Annotated in this window: 20 protein-coding genes; 11 read left to right on the top strand and 9 right to left on the bottom strand. The window is 62.1% G+C overall.

What is annotated here, in order from left to right; genetic code table 11:
* Window position 1: 1 nt before the first annotated feature.
* A complete protein-coding gene (locus tag QNM96_RS02110) occupies window positions 2–1273 on the bottom strand; it encodes an amidohydrolase (protein WP_283834353.1) in 1272 nt (423 codons plus the stop codon).
* Window positions 1274–1505: 232 nt separating this feature from the next.
* On the opposite strand from QNM96_RS02110, the gene QNM96_RS02115 reads away from it, so the two are divergent.
* The gene (locus QNM96_RS02115) at window positions 1506–2522 is read left to right on the top strand and encodes a hypothetical protein (protein WP_283834354.1); all 1017 of its coding nucleotides are present in this window, start codon (window positions 1506–1508) and stop codon (window positions 2520–2522) included.
* A 172-nt stretch (window positions 2523–2694) separates the two neighbouring features.
* Here the strand turns inward: QNM96_RS02115 and QNM96_RS02120 are convergent, their stop codons facing one another.
* Window positions 2695–3024, bottom strand: a complete 330-nt coding sequence (locus tag QNM96_RS02120; protein WP_283834355.1) for an uS10/mL48 family ribosomal protein — start codon at window positions 3022–3024, stop codon at window positions 2695–2697.
* Window positions 3025–3196: 172 nt separating this feature from the next.
* Between QNM96_RS02120 and QNM96_RS02125 the strand changes: the two genes are divergently transcribed.
* Complete coding sequence (locus tag QNM96_RS02125; protein ID WP_283834356.1) at window positions 3197–3634, top strand: bis(5'-nucleosyl)-tetraphosphatase; 438 nt, start codon at window positions 3197–3199, stop codon at window positions 3632–3634.
* Window positions 3635–3766: 132 nt separating this feature from the next.
* A complete protein-coding gene (locus QNM96_RS02130; protein WP_283834357.1) occupies window positions 3767–4804 on the top strand; it encodes a DUF5787 family protein in 1038 nt (345 codons plus the stop codon).
* Between the two features lie 65 nt (window positions 4805–4869).
* Here the strand turns inward: QNM96_RS02130 and QNM96_RS02135 are convergent, their stop codons facing one another.
* Together QNM96_RS02135 and QNM96_RS02140 are read right to left on the bottom strand one after the other, a co-directional pair.
* The gene (locus QNM96_RS02135) at window positions 4870–5373 is read right to left on the bottom strand and encodes a DUF5797 family protein (RefSeq protein ID WP_283834358.1); all 504 of its coding nucleotides are present in this window, start codon (window positions 5371–5373) and stop codon (window positions 4870–4872) included.
* A gap of 107 nt (window positions 5374–5480) precedes the next feature.
* Entirely contained in the window at window positions 5481–6773 is a 1293-nt protein-coding gene (locus QNM96_RS02140; protein WP_283834359.1) for an MFS transporter, read from the bottom strand.
* 156 nt (window positions 6774–6929) lie between these two features.
* Between QNM96_RS02140 and QNM96_RS02145 the strand changes: the two genes are divergently transcribed.
* A complete protein-coding gene (locus QNM96_RS02145; RefSeq protein WP_283834360.1) occupies window positions 6930–7238 on the top strand; it encodes a transcription factor S in 309 nt (102 codons plus the stop codon).
* Window positions 7239–7544: 306 nt separating this feature from the next.
* On the opposite strand, the gene QNM96_RS02150 is transcribed toward QNM96_RS02145, so the two are convergent.
* From QNM96_RS02150 to QNM96_RS02160, 3 genes are all read right to left on the bottom strand, one after another.
* Window positions 7545–8279, bottom strand: a complete 735-nt coding sequence (locus tag QNM96_RS02150; RefSeq protein ID WP_283834361.1) for a methyltransferase domain-containing protein — start codon at window positions 8277–8279, stop codon at window positions 7545–7547.
* Window positions 8276–8665, bottom strand: coding sequence for a nascent polypeptide-associated complex protein (locus tag QNM96_RS02155; RefSeq protein WP_283834362.1), 390 nt, complete (start codon window positions 8663–8665; stop codon window positions 8276–8278). The genes QNM96_RS02150 and QNM96_RS02155 overlap by 4 nt, the downstream gene beginning before the upstream one ends.
* 115 nt (window positions 8666–8780) lie before the next feature.
* Window positions 8781–9269 (bottom strand): PUA domain-containing protein, encoded by a 489-nt coding sequence (locus tag QNM96_RS02160; RefSeq protein ID WP_283834363.1) that lies wholly within the window; start codon window positions 9267–9269, stop codon window positions 8781–8783.
* Between the two features lie 149 nt (window positions 9270–9418).
* On the opposite strand from QNM96_RS02160, the gene QNM96_RS02165 reads away from it, so the two are divergent.
* Window positions 9419–9607, top strand: coding sequence for a hypothetical protein (locus QNM96_RS02165; protein ID WP_283834364.1), 189 nt, complete (start codon window positions 9419–9421; stop codon window positions 9605–9607).
* A gap of 83 nt (window positions 9608–9690) precedes the next feature.
* On the opposite strand, the gene QNM96_RS02170 is transcribed toward QNM96_RS02165, so the two are convergent.
* Window positions 9691–10188, bottom strand: coding sequence for an NYN domain-containing protein (locus QNM96_RS02170; protein WP_283834365.1), 498 nt, complete (start codon window positions 10186–10188; stop codon window positions 9691–9693).
* 84 nt (window positions 10189–10272) lie between these two features.
* A complete protein-coding gene (locus tag QNM96_RS02175) occupies window positions 10273–11097 on the bottom strand; it encodes a M48 family metalloprotease (protein ID WP_283834366.1) in 825 nt (274 codons plus the stop codon).
* 481 nt (window positions 11098–11578) lie between these two features.
* Here QNM96_RS02175 and dapA point away from each other — a divergent pair, with 481 nt between their 5' ends.
* The 6 genes from dapA to QNM96_RS02205 all read left to right on the top strand — a co-directional run bounded on the left by dapA (window position 11579) and on the right by QNM96_RS02205 (window position 17563).
* Window positions 11579–12508 carry a 4-hydroxy-tetrahydrodipicolinate synthase gene (dapA, locus tag QNM96_RS02180; protein WP_283834367.1) on the top strand — a complete coding sequence of 310 codons (930 nt, stop codon included), beginning with the start codon at window positions 11579–11581 and terminating at the stop codon, window positions 12506–12508.
* Entirely contained in the window at window positions 12505–13272 is a 768-nt protein-coding gene (dapB, locus tag QNM96_RS02185; RefSeq protein ID WP_283834368.1) for a 4-hydroxy-tetrahydrodipicolinate reductase, read from the top strand. The genes dapA and dapB overlap by 4 nt, the downstream gene beginning before the upstream one ends.
* Window positions 13269–14105, top strand: coding sequence for a 2,3,4,5-tetrahydropyridine-2,6-dicarboxylate N-succinyltransferase (locus QNM96_RS02190; RefSeq protein ID WP_283834369.1), 837 nt, complete (start codon window positions 13269–13271; stop codon window positions 14103–14105). The genes dapB and QNM96_RS02190 overlap by 4 nt, the downstream gene beginning before the upstream one ends.
* 74 nt (window positions 14106–14179) lie before the next feature.
* A complete protein-coding gene (gene lysA / locus QNM96_RS02195; RefSeq protein ID WP_283834977.1) occupies window positions 14180–15481 on the top strand; it encodes a diaminopimelate decarboxylase in 1302 nt (433 codons plus the stop codon).
* Complete coding sequence (dapF, locus tag QNM96_RS02200) at window positions 15478–16359, top strand: diaminopimelate epimerase (RefSeq protein WP_283834370.1); 882 nt, start codon at window positions 15478–15480, stop codon at window positions 16357–16359. Before lysA ends, dapF begins: the two co-directional genes overlap by 4 nt.
* A gap of 55 nt (window positions 16360–16414) precedes the next feature.
* Entirely contained in the window at window positions 16415–17563 is a 1149-nt protein-coding gene (locus tag QNM96_RS02205; protein WP_283834371.1) for a M20 family metallopeptidase, read from the top strand.
* The last annotated feature ends 133 nt before the right edge of the window (window positions 17564–17696 follow it).

Consider the following 17696-nt stretch of genomic DNA (forward strand, 5'->3'; position numbering starts at 1 on the left):
ATTAGGGACGGTCTCGAGCGATCCGTTCAATCGCTCCCGACAGCACGTCGATTCCGTGGCCGATGCTCTCCTCGTCAACGTCGAAGGTGGCCGTGTGATGGCCGCCCGGATGGTCGGTGCCGACGCCGACGTAGCAGGCCAGTCCGCCGTTTTGCTGGACCTCGCGCATCAAGAAGGTCGCGTCTTCGCTCCCGCCGAGTTCGTCGCGCTCGAGGACCGAGTCGACGCCATCGACGCTTCCTGCGGCCTCTGCGACGATGGAGACGAGTTCGTCGTCGCTGTGTGCGCTCGGTGCCTCGGCACCGGTTTCGACCTCGAATTCGCAGTCGTGCATCTCCGCTGCGGACCTGAGGACGTTCCGAGCCTTCTCATCCATGTACCGCATTAGTTCGGTCGTTTCGCCCCGAACTTCCGCGACGAGTCTCGCTTCCTCCGGGATGACGTTCGCCGCGGAGCCGCCCTCGATGACGCCCGCGTTGATCCGCGTCGCACCCTCGGCGTGGCGCGGAATTCCGTATAAGTTCTGGACCGCCGTCGCGAGCGCCTGGTTGGCGTTTCGACCCTGTTCGGGATGGCCGCCAGCGTGTGCTGACTCGCCGGTGAAGGTCGCCTCGAGGTGGACGACCGCGAGGAATCCCTCGACGCCCGCGACGACCTCGCCGGTTGGGTGATCGAGACCGATGTGAACCGCGAGCAGGTGGTCGACATCCGCGATGTGTTCGCTTTTCGCCATCGACTTGCCGCCGCCGACGACCTCCTCTGCGGGCTGGAAAAAGACCTTGAGTGTCCCCGAAAAGTCGCTGTCTTGAATCGCCTCGAGGACGCCGATTCCGATAGTCGCGTGGGCGTCGTGGCCGCAGGCGTGCATTGCGCTCTCGTGTTCGGAACGAAAGCCCTCCGTGACGGGGACGTGGTCCGCGTCCTCGGATTCCTTTCGGGGCAAGCCGTCGATATCCACGCGGAGCCCGACGGTTGGTCCTGCACCCTGCTCGAGGACGGCAACTGCACCCGTGAAACCGCCCTCGAGGGACTCGAGAACGGATTCGTCGATGTCGTACGCCGATGCTTGCTCGTACCACGCCGACAGTTCGTCGTCGTCCGGAAGTCCCATCCGGTGGTCGTTGGCGAGGGCGTCGGGACCGACGTGGAGTTCGTCGAGGTCGAGTTCCTCGAGTTCCTCGACGATCCGTGCGGTGGTGTAGAACTCGCGCCACGCCGGTTCGGGTTTTCGATGGAGATCGCGACGAAGCGAAACGTGAGATCCGCTGGTCATAGCTATACCTTCTCAGGAGTCCCCAAAACTGTGCCGGACAGAGTGCCAGCAAGCGGCGAAAAGACAGAACGAAAAACGGGAGCCAGCGAAGAAACCGCTCGGACGAAATCACGCCAGCGAAAACGGCTTGACGTACGTTATATCCACCATTCGAATCGGCAATCGGGCGAATTGAAGCGTCGAGTCCGGACCCCAAAATTAAACAATATATGAGTTCGATGATACGGATGAAATGAAGATTGATGTCGTTGAAGCGCTCCATCAGCCGGAACACACCGGCGAAAATCGATGCGAGCCGTGCACGATTCTGAACCTGATTATTGCCGCTATACTGAGTTCTCTCATCGCACGCAAATCGAAACTCGGCGGCCTGATCGCTATCGGCTGTTCGATCGGAGTAATATATCTGCGAGGGTATCTCATTCCGGGAACTCCGACGCTAACGAAGCGATATCTCCCTCCAGAGATTCTCCGTTGGTTTGGAAAAGATCCGGAGCCGGTGGTCGCATCCGGACTCGGATCGCTCGAGGCGGAGAGCGATAGCGAGCGGACGGTACCCGTGCGGGCGGACGATGACGGAGCTACCAGTCCCAAAGCGTCATCGACCTCGAACGCGACGGAGGGGGAGTCCCCAGCCGACTCGACTGAAGACGCAGACGGGGACCAGTCCGAATCCGCTCCCGGCTCGGAATCGGCTCAAGCGGACAACAGTGACGAGGGGCCCGAAGCAGGGATGGATCTCGAGACGTACTTTTTGGAGCAGAATATTCTCGAGCCGTGCGAGGACTCGGAGGACCTCTGTCTGACCGAAGCGTTCGAAACCGCGTGGTTCGAAGCGATCGAACCGATCAATTCCTCGGATATCGCCGCACCGGCGGCCGTCAAGGCGTTCGGATTCGACGAAGATCCCGAGGAGTTTGAACTCGTTACACGTGACGACGTCCATACCCTCCGAGCGAACTCGAGTCGAACCGGCCAGTGGCCCTCGCGTCCGGCACTCGTCGCAGACATCGCCGCGAGTCGCGTGTTCGAATCCTGGATCGGCGATTGGGAGACGTTCGACCCCGCCCAGAAGGGACAGGTTCTGAACAGTCTTCGAATGTTTCTCGAGACCTGTCCGACGACCAACGGCGACATTCAGATGGGCGAAGAGGTCGTCGAGTCCTGCTGTAGTTCACACAAAGTGTTCGCCGTTACCTGCGAGGACACCGGGGAGCGGCTCTTCGAGCACCGCATCACCGACGTATAGCTGACCGCTGGGCCGCTTTGAGGACTCGGTTCGTCTACGACTGGCGAAACGACAGCAGGAGAACGAATCGTGTTTCTCGGGGCCGATTCACCAAGGGGGGTGCCAAACTGACGAATCACAGTGCCAAACAGCGGCTTCTCAAGTATGACCTACGTTGCAAGTGGTGATCGTCTCACTTACCCATGTCGTGAATCTGTTCGACTTCGGCTTCGATGTGTATCGACTCCGGAAAGTTCTGGGACGCGATATTCCGGGCGAGGTTATCGTGTCCGTGAATCTCGAGTTCGCGCGTGAATACGGTGTACTCCCACGAGGAAAATCGCCGTTCGTCGTCGTTGTGGAGCCGACAGTGCTGCGGGACCGAGAGCCGTTCCGGCGGATGGGAGTGTGGCCCTTTCAGCGCCGCTCCCTTTCGTTCGGCGGTTTCTTTGATATCCTCGACGAGACCGTCGAGGGCGGCTCGATCGCCACTCTGGAGGATGAGGCGTGTTACGAAGGTCATAGCTGGTGTTGTAGACACGTCTTCGGCGATGGCGTAAAAGGTTGCTGAGATTCGCTGGCGGTCGGTAGACGGAGCCGTGTCAGACGGAGCCGTGTCAGACGGAGCCGTGTCATGATCTAGCGTCAGGAGACAGTCCGATATTCACTTAACGCCGCATCCATTATTCTCTGTAATGGCAGTCGAAGCTACGAGCGCAGGCGCGATCCTCTTCCGCGATACGCGGGGCCGGCGCGAGTATCTTCTACTCAAGAGCCGCCCAGGCGATTGGGAGTTTCCCAAGGGCGGTGTCGAAGGAGGCGAAGAACTTCAGCAGACGGCTATCCGCGAGGTAAAGGAAGAGGCAGGTATAGAGCAGTTTAGATTACTTGATGGCTTTCGTGAGGACTACAGCTACGTCTTCGAGGCGAACGGGACGACGATTCACAAGACCGTCCACCTCTTTATCGCGAAATCCTTCGAAGCGAGTGCCGAACTCTCGAGCGAGCATCGCGACCTTCAGTGGCGCGATTACGAGCAAGCGGTCAACACCGTCACGCAGGACGGCCCTCGAGAAATCTTCGAACAGGCCCACGACTACCTCGACGTACTCGAGACAGAAGACGAGATCTGAGCGATACTCGCTTTCGTGTGAGGTACTCGAGAGGAGCCATAGCGACTGGTGAGTTCCTGGGCGTTCGAAAGCTAGTAACTACGCTCGTCGAGACCACAGCACATTTCGATACCCCACCCCTACTGCCGGCCAGTGAGTCTCCACGGCAACTCCGAATTCGGGTTCGAACTCGCCTGCTGTCGGTGGGTCGAGCGAGAGTGGCCACTCGAGGAGGCGGACTGCTCAGTCGTCGTCGCCCGTCAGCTCGGCACGAAGCGCCGACGGTGGGATACGATCGTGCTCGAGTGCGACCCCGAAGGACTCAGACAGCGAGCCCGCTTCGGTCCGGAACGCCTCGACGGCGACCTGCTACACATCATTCGAAACGCACCCGAGGAGTGGACCTACTACCGTGACGCGCTCCCCCATCCCGGCTACCCCTGGCGGTACGTTCGCGAATCGATTCACGAAGCCGACGATCGGAGCGTAATCGAGACTCGTCGGAACGGAAACCGAATCGAAATCCGCCGGAAGTGGCCCTACCCGGACTGGCTCGAACGAATCGTCGCCATCGAGAACAAACCCGACCTCGACGCCAGCGCCGCCCGAACGCTGGGGCCGCAACTCGAGTACGACGTTGCGATGGCGCTGGCGGACGAAGTCTGGGTGGCAACCGAGGCCACGGGCGACCGCGTCGAACCCGCACTCTTCGAGAGGCTCCCGGTCGAAGCCGGTATCCTCTCGCTCGAACTCGAGGGACTCGATGCGGACGTGGCGTGGCATCCCCGAACCCTCCCGGTGGCGGCTCCCGGAACGCGAATCGTCGAGCGGCCGAGCGGGAGCGCCCGGGACGCTTCAGCCGCTCGATTCGAGTACGTCGATTCACAGGAGAAAGCCGACAGACGGCTCGAGATCGCCGAACGAGCTTACGAGCGCGGTTGGCGCTCGTTCGCCGAGACGATGCGGCCCGATTGCAAGGCGTACGAACTGCGCTCACACGACCAGTTCCTCCCGTACTGTCGGGCGAAGGATCGCCTTCCGACTGCGGCTGAATGTTCCGGATCGTGTCCGTCTTACGAGCCCGAGCCGCCCACCTGGCGAACCCGCGGGTGGCCAATCGAAGGGGGACCCGGCAAGCGACTGCAGAAACTGCTGGAAAAACGACGGCGACGATACCGACCTGGGCTGTAGCAATCGGTCGGATTCGCCGTTGCAATCACCCGTTCTTTCCTCCCCGATCGCATCGTTCGTTCAGTTCAATCCGAGACAGAAACCTCGAGGTCGTCGCGGTCGACGGAGAGACGAAACGTCGGAACCGTTCGATACTCGACCTCGACGACGTCTTTCCGACGGAGACTCTGGAGGCCGGATCGAACGTCCTCGCTCTCCGGATCCGCGTCGTAGGCGTCTCGAAGCTTGTGGAGGACCGAAACCACGCTTTCGGATTCCTCGTCAGGTCCGGCGAGTACCTCGACTATCTGTGCGTGTAACTCCGGAACGCGAATCGCCGACGGAGCGCCGTCGCTGTCGGGATCGCTGACGACGCCGGGTTCGACATCGACCAACTCCGCGGCTTCCGCGGTCGCGCGGATCAAACTGTTGTCGTCGCGAAAGTAGTAGTCGCCCAGATCGTTCTCGAGGATCTGATGGACCTCGCTGCCGCTTTCGACCCCCCATCGGTCCTGTAGTTCCGAGTTTTTCGTCGGCTGTAGTTCCACCACGTCGGCCAACCGTTCTCGAGCCTCCTCCGAGAGCGTCATCGTCGAATCGTATGTGGATCCGGTACTTTTGCGTTGCGCCCTGTCGATCCGAATTTCGGTTCCGACGGAGATCGCGGAGAAGAGCCGTCCTGTCAGTGGACCCCCACTCAGCTTCCGATACCGGGGAGCGTCGTCGCCGTCTCGAGCGTTTCCTCGACCTGAGTGAAGACCAGCGCCGCGCCGACAGCCGCGATCACTGCACCGAAGACGAACGGCACCGCGAACCCGTATCCGATCAGGAGACCGGATGCGAGGGGCCCGATCGCGATTCCGAAGCCGAACGCCATCGTGAGAACCGACAGTTTGGTTCCGGACTCTCCCTTTCCGGCGAGGTCGCCGGCGAGTGCGAGCGACGGCGCGAACACCATCGCACCCGCGACTCCCTGCAGAAGTCGGGCGAGCAGCATCATTTCGGAGGTATCGATGAACCCCTGAACGAACGTCGTCGGGACGAGAAAAGCCATCCCAAGCACGATGAACGGCCGCCGACCGTACCGATCACAGGCCCGACCGATCGGCGTCTGGAGCAGAACCTGTGCGATGACAAAGGCCGCAAACTGGAGGCCGAACCACGTCGCGCCTTGCTCGAGATGCTCGTTGATCTGCGGTTGGATCGTCGCGAAAAGTCCGATCGTGGTCGCCAGAAAGAGCGTCGCCACGCCTAACGTGAAGATCGGATCGAAGAAGTTCGATCCAGACGGATCCCGAACGGCGATCGACATGTCGGCACCCGCGTTTTCCCTGGTCGATTCGGGGTCTGCGATGAGGATCGTGACCATCACGTAGCTAATCGTTGCGGTGATCGCCGCGACGTAAAAGGCGGCGTCGAATCCGGTGATGGAGAAGCTACCGAGGAGGGGGATCGAATACGGACCGGCGTTGACGACCGCACCCGCCGCGACCGGACCGGCACCGAAGCCGATCAGCCGAAAGGTGTTGTAGACGCCCATATTCCCGCCGCGGTCTTCCGTGGTCGCAATCTCGTTTACCAGCGCGATCGATGTCGGAACGATAAAAGCGACGCTGAGTCCCTGTAATCCACGAATTGCAACCAGCGAAAGATAGCTTTCGGCGAAGACATAGGCGAGGTTCGTTACCGCCAGTCCAGAGAGTCCGACCAGGATGAACGCTTTTCGCTTCCCCGTCCGATCGGAGAGCCGCCCCGTAAACGGCTGGAAGCTGCTATTGACGAACCCAAACAGGGAGAGAATGCCGCCGATTATCACCGACTCCGCGAGCCCGAAGGTCACGCCCGTTATGATATCACTGCCGACGTAGAGAGGAATAACGACGATCAAAAACGAGTTCCCAACCCCGTCCGCCATCCGTGCGAATGCGAGCGCGAGAACCTGACGATCGACTACAAATGCGGAATAGATCTGTCGAAAGAATGTCGTCATCTTTCAAAGGGTCAGAAAGCCATCCCAATGATGGTTTCGAATCGAAATGCCTTCCACACGACTCTCCGGCCCCAGCGCCGGATCGATCCGTTCCAGATCGAGTCGAGCCGGTAAACGGGTGGCTTAAGTTACTTGGACTTCGTAGCCCGTACACTGATGGAGTTTTGCGACGAATGCGGTTCGATGATGAAAGCCGAGGACGGCACGTGGGTCTGCGGTAGCTGTGACTTCACGAAGCCGAAAGGTGACGCGGCAGAGTACACCGTAACTGAAGGTCAGGAAGCCAGTGAGGTTATCGAATCCTCCGGCGAGACATCGCTTCCCGAAACCGACGCCCTCTGCCCGGAGTGTGGCCACGATAGAGCGTACTGGTACATGAAACAGATCCGTGCCGCCGACGAATCCGAAACGCGGTTTTTCATCTGTTCTGAGTGCGAGTACAAGTGGCGCGAAGACGACAACTAGGCCTCGAGTACGAGCGACCGGCCGCTCGAATCGAGCGATTCGTTCGAAATTGTTCCTCGACGCTACACGTTCGTTTCGATCGGTACTGGCGCTCCCGCCTCAAAAATAATGTCGATCGAGAGGGGGGACCTCTGGTCACGACATCGACAGTGCCCGAACCGTCCTCATGCCTCTGACAATGCTCACGACGGTTCACGATTTCCCACGCTATAGCCCGTTTCTAGCGGGCAACGAAACGTGGTTCGGCCCGTAAAATAGGATGATGCCTGAACTGTAAAGGACGGTCCGCTACCTACTGGAAAGCCGTCACTCGTTTCGAGCGATCGTCAAATACCCCGTGTGACCGACGGGTGCCGTCGACGGTCGCGAGCCGCGCTCGTCGAAATCCATCTCTCGCTGGATCGTCTCCCGAGTCCGCACGTTCGAAAGGCCGGCTTCTCGAGCGGCCGTCACGACGTCTCGAGTCGATTCGACGAAGGGGCTGTACACCCCGAGGAAGCCCCCTTCGATGAGCAGGTCGGCCGCCGACGCGACTATCGACGGGGCGTCGCCGGTGTCAAGCGTGAGGACGTCGAACGACTCTTCGGTCAGCGAACCGAGGTCGTCGGTCACGTCGCCCGCACGGACATCGACACGATCCTCAACGCCGCCGAGGACCATGTTCTCGCGTGCGACCTCGGCGAATTCGGAATCGCGCTCGTAGGTCACGACGTCCGCGCCGGCGCGAGCCATAAGCGCCGCGAGGACGCCCGTTCCGGTTCCGGCATCGAGTACCCGATCGCCGGTCGAGATACCCGTTTCGCCGATCACCAGTCCGATATCGCGAGGGACCATCGGCGCACCGGTTCGTTCGAAGTGGTGAAACAGGTCAGGGCCGCGGAGCCGTCTGACTCGGAACTCGGTTCCCAGATGCGTCTCGAGAGTCGTTCCGGGTTCAACGTCTTCGGGAACATCGAGGACACCGAGGTCGGTTCCGAACTCTTCGCCTGGTGCGACGAGGTACTCCCGATCGTCGCGAACCAGCAAGACGGGGACCGTCACTCGAGTTCCGCGACCGTCGCCGCGAGATCGCCGTCGTTTTCCTCGAGCGCTTTGCGGGCCTCGTCCTCGCTCGCGCCAGTTCGCGTGACGACGAGATCGACGTCGTCTTCGTCGACGCCGCTCGAGTCGCTACCGCTATCGGCGTCGGCGCTGTCGAGTGCGGTCGCTGAGCCCGTCTCGCGCTCTTCGGGCGTTCCGATGACCTGATAGGTCTCCTGTCCGCGTGCGTCCATTTTCGTCACTTCCGCGTCGGTAAAGACGAGGTCGTGCTCTGCGGTGCGAATGATGACTTCTTCGGCGTCGATATCGTCGACGTCGATCCCCATCTGTTCCATCATCTGTTCCATCTTGCGCGGGTTCAGTCCGCCGCCGCCTCCTCCAAACATACTCGGACTCTCGACACCCGCGACCTTTTACCCTGCGGTCTGGAACGCTCGATTCGAAACGTTCACTGCAACGAGAGAAACCGACGATACGAGAGAAACGCACGACGAACGAGAACTACTCCGCTCGCGGAACGCCATTACGGACTGTTACCGCCATTCCCGTCTCGAAGTCCGCGATTCCGCCGGCATCGAGCTCTGCACGGCCGACCGCGATCACCTCGCCGCGTTCGTGGACCACCACGACCTCGTCTCCCGGCCTGATCTCCTCGCCCGCCTCGAGGACGAACTTCGCGAAGACGTTCTTGCCGTCGCGCACGAACGGCTCGCTTTCGTCGTCGACGACGACGCGGTAGGCCGGCGACTCGAGCGCCGAAACGAGGCGTCGGCCGCCTTCGATACCCAGCGTAAAGCGACCGTCGGTTCCAAACGAGACGATTCGACCCGTCTCGGCGAGAACTTGTTGTGGACGCCCCGAAGAGGTCCGCTTGATCGTTAGTGACCCGTCCTCCGGAAACAGCGTCTCGCCAGCATCGGACCCGAACTGGTAGTCGGCGATCGTCCGGAGGTTCGAAATGCCGGTTCGTCCGTCGGCTCGTTCGCTCATTACTCCCCGTCGGGACTCGGCGCTCGAAAGGGTGTCGAAGGCGATCTGTCCGATCGGCTCGCGACGCCCACGGTCGAGACTCTTCGACCGGAGAGACCGAACGAGATAGTGAAGGTTATAAAACATCGTTCGCAAGGGACGACTATCGCATGGACGTCACACAGATCGGCCTCGGTCTCGCCCTCCTGGGCGTAAGCAGTCTTACGCTTACCGGACCGGCTCTCCTCGACTCGAGCGCGTTCGGATACGTGGTCCCGCTCGCCGCAGCGCTCGTCGCCGCCGGTGCACTCATGATCGGCGTCGTTCGAAACGATGTCGACGCCCGCGGTCATCACTGAACGGCACGGGTTATCTTGGAAGTTCCTCAGGTTTCCGTTCGCGTTCTCTTCGTCCGTGTTTGGGCTCGATACTCGAGAGAAAGTTAGAGGAGAAACGTCTCGTGGCGTTCGCCGAGGTCGAGGAACGTATCCGCGGCGTCGATGAGCTCCTCGGCGGTCGACGATTCGAACGCCATCACCTCGACGCGGACGCCTTCGTGGCGGAGGTGCGAACAGAGCCGGGAGAAGTCCCCGTCGCCGGTACAGAGAACGAGCGTGTCGATGTGATTCGCCAGCGTGATCGCGTCGAGGCTCATCCCAACGTCCCAGTCGGCCTTCTTGGTCCCGTCGGAGAATCGCTTGATGTCTTTGATCTTCGTCTCGAAACCGATGTCCACCAGCGCCTCGAAGAACGTCTCCTCTTCGGGTGAATCCGCACGGATCACGTACGAGATGGCGCGAACGAGCTGTCTGTCCTGGACGGCTTTCTCGAGCAGGGCTGAGTAATCGATATTGCGGCTGTGCATACTCTGGGCCGTGTGGTAGAGGTTCTGAGCGTCGACGAGGACCGCGACGCGCTGACTCGGGTGAATATCTGTCACACTCGCGTATGTGACGGGCGCACGTAAAAAAATCGCGTCGTAGCGGTCGTAATGCGTTCCGGTTCGCGACACCCGTTCCGGTGGTTAGTATCGGAGTTTCTCGATCCGCTTCTCGGTCGGCGGGTGGGTCGCGAAGATCTTTTCCATGATGCTCCGGTCCGAGTTGAGGATACAGAGCGCGCTCATGCTGTCGTCCATCTTCGACTCCTTACCCTGTGCGCCCTGAGAGATCTTCTCGAGCGCTCGCGCGAGCGGGTCGCCGCTACCGATCGCCTGCCGCGCGTCTTCGTCGGCGACGTACTCTCGGTAGCGCGAGATGGCCAGCACGAAGATCATCACGAGCATGTTTGCGATCGTCGACGCGACCATTGCAATGATGAACGTTCCAATGTTTCGTTCGCCACCCATCAACACCGCGAAGTAGGCAACGTAGCCGACGATCATCCCGATGGACTGGCCGACGACCATCGTGATCACGTCCCGGTTTTTGATGTGAGCGATCTCGTGAGCAATGACGCCCTCGAGTTCGTCGCGCTCGAGCAGGTGCATCAGTTCGTTCGAGATGCAGACCACTCCTGCGCCTTTTCGGCCGACGGCGAACGCGTTCGGAACGCCCATATCCATGACCATCAGTTTGGGCTTTTTGACGCCCATGTCGCGCGAAAGCGACTCGGTCATCTGATGGACTTCTTGATACTGTCTGTCCTCGGGCATCTCTTCAGCGCCACGAAGGGCCATCCACTTCCCGATTTTGTACTGGATCGCTGGGAGGACGATGATCCCGACGAGTAACACGGGGATCAGTGGAAGACCCAGCATCACCGACAGCACCGTTGCTGCACCGATATACAGTGCGAACAGGATGGTACCAACGACGACCATCCGAAGTTTCAGTCCGAAATCTGTCATAGAGTGGTATTGGTAAGCCGATGCCATAAGTTACGCGAAACGTGATGACATATGCTACCACACGAAATCAATCGATTTTGGACGCATCCATGATTAGTCTAACCGACGCTGTCGTTTTCAAGGACCGGAACGAACGGAGATCAGACGGCGAGAACAGACGCCAACACGATCGTGCGAAAAGCGATAGGCTGAATGTGAGTAGGCGCCGAATCCATAACGGATAAGTTCGTCCGCTCTGTTCTTCCCCGTATGCGTCGCTTCGCTCACCGTTCGGCCAGCCCGACCGTGAGCGGCGCGAAACCTCGTTTTCTGAAAAAACGTGCCTGAGAGTACTCGAGGCGGAGTGGCGATCCGTCTCGGGTGCGTTTCAGACCGAAACTCCGGGCATGTACCACCACGTTGTCACTACCTGTCTGGACTTGCACGAAGAATCATCACATCCAAGTAGCCAACGACCCACCAACATACCAATAGACCACCTATGACGGACGAAATCGACTTTACGGGCGTCTTCCCGGCAATGTGTACGCCCTTCGACGAAGACGAACGCATCGACTTCGAAACACTGCGGACCGACGCACAGCGACTCGAGCGCGCGGGCGTCGACGGCCTCGTTCCCGTCGGCTCGACCGGTGAATCCGCGACGCTGACCCACGAGGAACACGTCCAGGTCGTCGAGGCGGTCATCGACGCCGTCGGCGACGTGCCCGTGATCGCCGGCACCGGTTCGAACAACACTCGAGAGGCCCTCGAGCTCTCCGAACGCGCCGCCGACGCTGGCGCTGACGGCCTGCTTCTCATTTCGCCGTACTACAACAAGCCCGAACAGCGCGGCTTCCTCGAACACTACCGGACGATCGCTGACGCCGTCGACGTGCCACAGATCGTCTACAACGTCCCCTCACGAACCGGCCAGACGCTCGAGCCCGACACGGTCGTCGAACTCGCTGAGCACCGAAACATCGCGGGCTACAAGGCCGCAGAGGGCGACCTCGGCGCAATCGGCGAGATCGTCGAGCGAACGATGGACGAGGACTTCGCGGTGCTTTCGGGCGACGACGCGTTCACGCTTCCGGTCATCTCCGTGGGCGGAACCGGGACGATCAGCGTCGCCGCGAACATCGAACCCGAACGAACCTGCGCGATGGTCGGAGCCGCACTCGACGGCGACTACCAGCGCGCTCGGAACCTTCATCACGAACTGGGCCCGCTCTTTCGGGAACTGTTCGTCGAGACGAACCCGATCCCGGTCAAGGAAGCCATGGAGATCCGCGGCAACTGCTCGGCGCGGATGCGCCCGCCGCTCACGCGACTCTCCGAGGAGTACCGCGAGGGACTCGAGACGGTGCTGTCGGACTTAGAAGAGAGCTCCGCGGCGGTCGCGGACGCGGAACCGGAGGGTGATCGATGACGGTTCAGGTCGGCGTCACCGGAGCCACGGGCCGGATGGGCGAGGAAGTCATCGCCGCGGTCGCCGAGCGCGAGGACATCGAAGTAGTCTTCGCGGTTAACCGTAGTACGAACGCCGAGGACGTCCACGGCGTCGAACTCGAGTCAGCCGATGCTTTCGACGATCTCGTCGTCGAACGCGAACCGGCGGCAGTGATCGATTTCACCGGCCCCGAATCCGCACTCGAGTACGCAGAAACCTGCACGGAGGAAGGCGTCGCGTTCGTCACCGGGACGACGGGCTTCGACGACGACGGACTCGAGACGCTCGAGGACGCCAGCGAGTCGATCCCACTTTTGCACGCGCCGAACTTCGCCCGCGGCGTGCAAGCGCTGGTCAACGTCGTCGGCGAGGCGGTCAGTAACTTGCCTGGCTACGACGTCGAACTGGTCGAAACCCACCACAACGGCAAGCGAGACGCCCCGAGTGGAACGGCGAATCGACTGCTCGAGGAGATCGAAGCGAACGGCGAGTTCAACGAGCGCACGCACGGGCGAGAGGGTGACCAGCCACGCGAGGAAGCCGAGATCGGCGTCCACGCGCTTCGGGCCGGCGACATCACGGGCGAGCACGAAATACTGCTGGCCGGAAACCACGAGGAAGTCCGGCTCACCCATCGCGCGGAGGATCGTGGCGTGTTCGCCGCGGGGGCCGTCGACGCGGCGGTCTGGATCGCAGGACGCAAGGCGGGCTACTACGACTTTTCCGATGTGATCGCAGAATGAGCGCACTCGAATCCGACGTTTTGACCCTGTGGGAACGGTACGAAAACGACGAAATCAGCGCCGACACGGCCGACGAGGACGCCCTCGCAACCCTCGAGGACTTCCTCGACGCGCTCGAGGCCGGCGACGTTCGCGCGGCCGAAAAGCACGGCGACACCTGGGAAGCCAACGCGTGGGTCAAACAGGGCATCCTGCTCAACTTCGGCCTTCGATCGACCGAACCCCGCGAATACGGTGGCGTCACGTACAACGACGTCCTTCCGCTCGCGGACTCGAGCGACTACGGCGACCGCGGAAGCCGCAACACGCCGGACGGAACCGCCGTCCGCCGCGGCGCACACATCGGCTCGGACTGCATCATGATGAGCCCCGCGTTCGTCAACATCGGCGCCCACGTCGGCGACGGCACGCTCGTCGACTCCTGTGACACCGTCGGCTCCTGCGCCCAGATCGGCGAAAACGTCAAGCTCGGCGCGAACACCCTCATCGGCGGCGTCTTAGAGCCCGTCGAGGACGCGCCGGTTATCGTCGAAGACGGCGTCTCGCTCGGCGCGGGCAGTCGCGTCACCAGTGGGTTCGTCGTCGGCGAGAACAGCGTCGTCGGCGAGAACACGCTGCTCACGCCCCGAATTCCCGTCTACGACCTCGTCGAAGAGGAGGTCATCTTCGGCGAACTGCCGGCCGAACGCCGCGCGTTCACCCGATTCGTCGAATCGTCGGTCAGCGACCACGACCTCTTCGAGGGTGGCGCGTACAAGCCAGCCGTCGTCGCGACCGATCTCGAGGACCGCACACTCGAGAACGCAGAACGTGAGGAGGTGCTTCGGGAGTGAACGACGGGGCGGGCGGTATCGGATCGGCGGCCGCGGAGGGCTCGAGCAACGCGAGTCCCTCGAGCGGAGCACAGATCCGCCGTCTCGAGGACTGGAACGCGAGCGAACTCGACGCGCTCCTCGAGTCCTACGGCTCGCCGCTTTACGTCCTCGACGTAGAGCGCGTCCGCGAGAACGCCCGACGGCTCGCCGACGCGTTTCCGGACGCCGACGTGCTCTACGCGTTGAAAGCCAACGCGCTCGGGGACGTCCTCGAGACCGTCGTCAACGAAGGTGTTGGCCTCGAATGCGCCTCGGCCGGCGAACTCCACCGGGCGCTCGAGGCCGGGGCGTCCGGCGAGGAAGTTCACTACACCGCCGTCAACCCGCCCGCAACCGATCTCGATTACGTCGTCGAACAGTGGCGAGCGGAACCGGAACTCACGGTAACCGCGGGTTCGGTCGATACGATAGACCGGCTTGCAGAACGGGGCTACGACGGTCGACTCTGTCTTCGAGTTAACCCCGGAATCGGTGCGGGCCACCACGAGAAGGTCAGAACCGGTGCGAACGCCAAGTTCGGCGTTCCGGCCGAGCGAGCCGTCGACGTGCTTTCGGACGCCGCGGATCGCGGCTTCGACGTCGTCGGCGTCCACGCCCACGTCGGCTCGGGCGTCTCCGGCGACGCACTCGAGTCCCACCGCGAGTTCGTCTCGCGAATGGGCGAGATCGCTCGGTCGGTTTCCGACGCCGTCGGCGGGCTCGAGTTCGTCGACGTCGGCGGCGGCTTCGGCGTGCCGTATCGCGAGGAGGAAGCGCCCCTGAATCTCGAGGCGGTCGCCGAAGCGACTCGATCCGCACTCGAAAAGATCGACGCGACGCTGACGATCGAACCGGGACGATACTTCGTCGCCGACGCAGGCGTTTTGCTGACTCACGTGAACACCGTCAAGGAAGCCCGCGAAACGACGGTCGTCGGGACCGACGCCGGGATGACGACCCTGCTTCGTCCAGCGATGTACGACTCGTACCACCCGATTCGGAACGTGACGGCCGAACTGGTCGACGAGGACCGGGCCGTCGATGAACAGACCGTCGCGGGGCCGATCTGCGAGAGTTCAGATGTGTTTTGTACGGATCGACCGTTCGCTTCGAGCGAGCGCGGGGACGTGCTGGCGATCGGCAACGCCGGTGCCTACGGCTACGAGATGGCCAGTCAGTACAACTCGAGACCGCGACCGGCGTCGGTCGTCGTCGAAACCGGGACCGGGACCGGTGAGACGGCTGCTTCCGACGCGATCGGGTGCGGGTCACCAGGTTGGGCGGCCGACGCCCGACTCTCGAGACGACGAGAGTCCATGGAAGACGTCGTTCGACCGGAGGAACTCGACCGATGAACGCACCCTTTCGCAAGTACCACGGCACCGGCAACGACTTTCTGATCATCTCCGCGGACGAGCCCGTTTCGGATAGGGCCGAACTCGCGATCCGCGAGTGCGACCGAGAAAGCGGTGTCGGTGCTGACGGCATATTGTTTCTCGGCCTCGAGGAGCGAGCGCAACCGCCGCGGGTCGACATGACACTGTTCCAGCCAGACGGCTCGACCGCCCCGATGTGCGGAAACGGCGCGCGCTGTGCGGCGGAGTGGGGGATGGACCAGGCTGACACCGAGCGCGTACTAATCGAGACGCCGGCGGGAACGCTTCGCGGCAAGTACACCGATACCGCCGAGTTCGATAGTTCAGGTGAGTCTGACGATTCGTCGGTCGACGAATCGAATGTCGCTATCGAGATGACGACGCCGACGTTCGACCCCGAACGCATCCCCGTCGAGGCCGACGAACCGGTCATCGAGGAGGAAATCGAGGGCCTCGAGGTGACGGTCGTCAACACCGGCGTGCCACACGCGGTGGCGTTCGTCGACGATGTCGACGACGTTGCTCTCGAGGAAATCGCTCCGGCAGTCAGGAACGCGGATAGCTTTCCGCGGGGAACGAACGTGACGATCGCCAGCCCGAAACCCGACGGGGATGGATACCGCCAGCGAAGCTACGAGCGCGGCGTCGAAGGCGAGACCGACGCCTGCGGAACCGGCGCGGTGGCCATCGCCGCCGCCGCCCGTCGCCTCGGCCTGACCGAGGACGACGAGATCGACGTCCAGCCGCCCGGCGGCGACCTCGAGATACGGTTTGCGGACGGAACAACGATGCTCGTCGGGCCCGTCGAACGGGAGTTCGACGGCGAAGTCTCCCTCGAGACGTCCGCGGCGGAATAACGAAAGCGTCTCCCAACAACTGATAACGGGGCGACTCCGTTGCTGTAGTATACCCGTGACCGAGATCACCACCGAGCAGTTCGATCCGATCGATTTTCTCGAGACGGCGGTCCAACACGCCTCGAACGAAGACGTCGAACCGATGCGAGAGTACCTCTGCGAGACGATCGAAGCGCAGGGAGTTTCGGCTCGCGTCGACGATGCCGGGAACGTGCTGGCGACTCGAGGCGGCGACGCCGCGAGCGACGAATTCGGGGGAGGCGAAGGGGCACACATCCTCCTGAACACTCACATCGACACGGTCTCCCCGCACGTTCCCTACGAGCGGGACGACGAGGCGGGGCTGATACACGGACGCGGCTCGTGCGACGCAAAGGGTCCGCTTGCTGCGTTGTTATCCGCTTTTTTCGCGGCTGATCCGAGGTCGAACCAGCGCGTGACCCTCGCGATCACGCCCGACGAGGAGGTGCTTTCGACCGGGGCTTACGATCTCGTTGCTCGAGAGGACTCGCCGGTCGACACCGCCGACGGGGTGATCGTTGGCGAACCGACGAACCTCGACGTTTGCACCGCCGCGAAGGGCCGGTTTCAGGGAACGGTCCGACTTTCGGGCGCAAGCGCTCACGCCGCCCAGCCCGAGAGCGGGACGAACGCGATCGCGGCCCTCGAGTCGGTCCTCTCCGCGCTGTCGACGTTCGACGAGCGGACGGATTCGCCGCCCGCGCACGACCAACTCGGTTCCGCGACGCTCACGCCGACCGTCGTCGACGGCGGTGAGTCGACCAATCAGGTCCCCGCGGAGTGCGTGCTGACGGTGGACCGACGGAGCGTGCCCCCGGAGACGACCGATCAGTTCCGTGACGCGCTAATGAGCCACCTTCGGGACGCCGTCCCGGTCGACGTGGGCGTCGAGTTCCGGTTTACCGATCGCCCGACGCCGTTCCTCGAGGCCTGGGACACCGACCCCGACGCGCCGGTCGTCGAAGCCCTTGCGAGCGCGTCCGGCGGCGAGATCCGACCGTTCACCGCGGCGACGGAAGCTTCGTACTTCGCACAGAACGCGCCGACGGTGGTCTTCGGGCCGGGCGTCCTCGCCGACGACGAGGGGGCTGTCGCTCACTCGCCCCAGGAGTACGTCCGAATCGAGCAGGTTCGACGGGCCGCGCGGGCGCTCGAGAAGACCCTCGAACGATTGCTCGCGTAGTCTTCTCCCCGACTGCCTTCTCGAAGTAGCTTGTTACGGCTCTAAACGGCTATCCACGGGAAAGCCGTTCTTTTGACCCATCTTTACGGTTACGTGTGTTAACCACAGGCATATGCGATTCAGTTGTGCTCCT

Source organism: Halostagnicola sp. A-GB9-2 (assembly GCF_030068615.1).
Classification (GTDB): Archaea; Halobacteriota; Halobacteria; order Halobacteriales; family Natrialbaceae; genus Halostagnicola.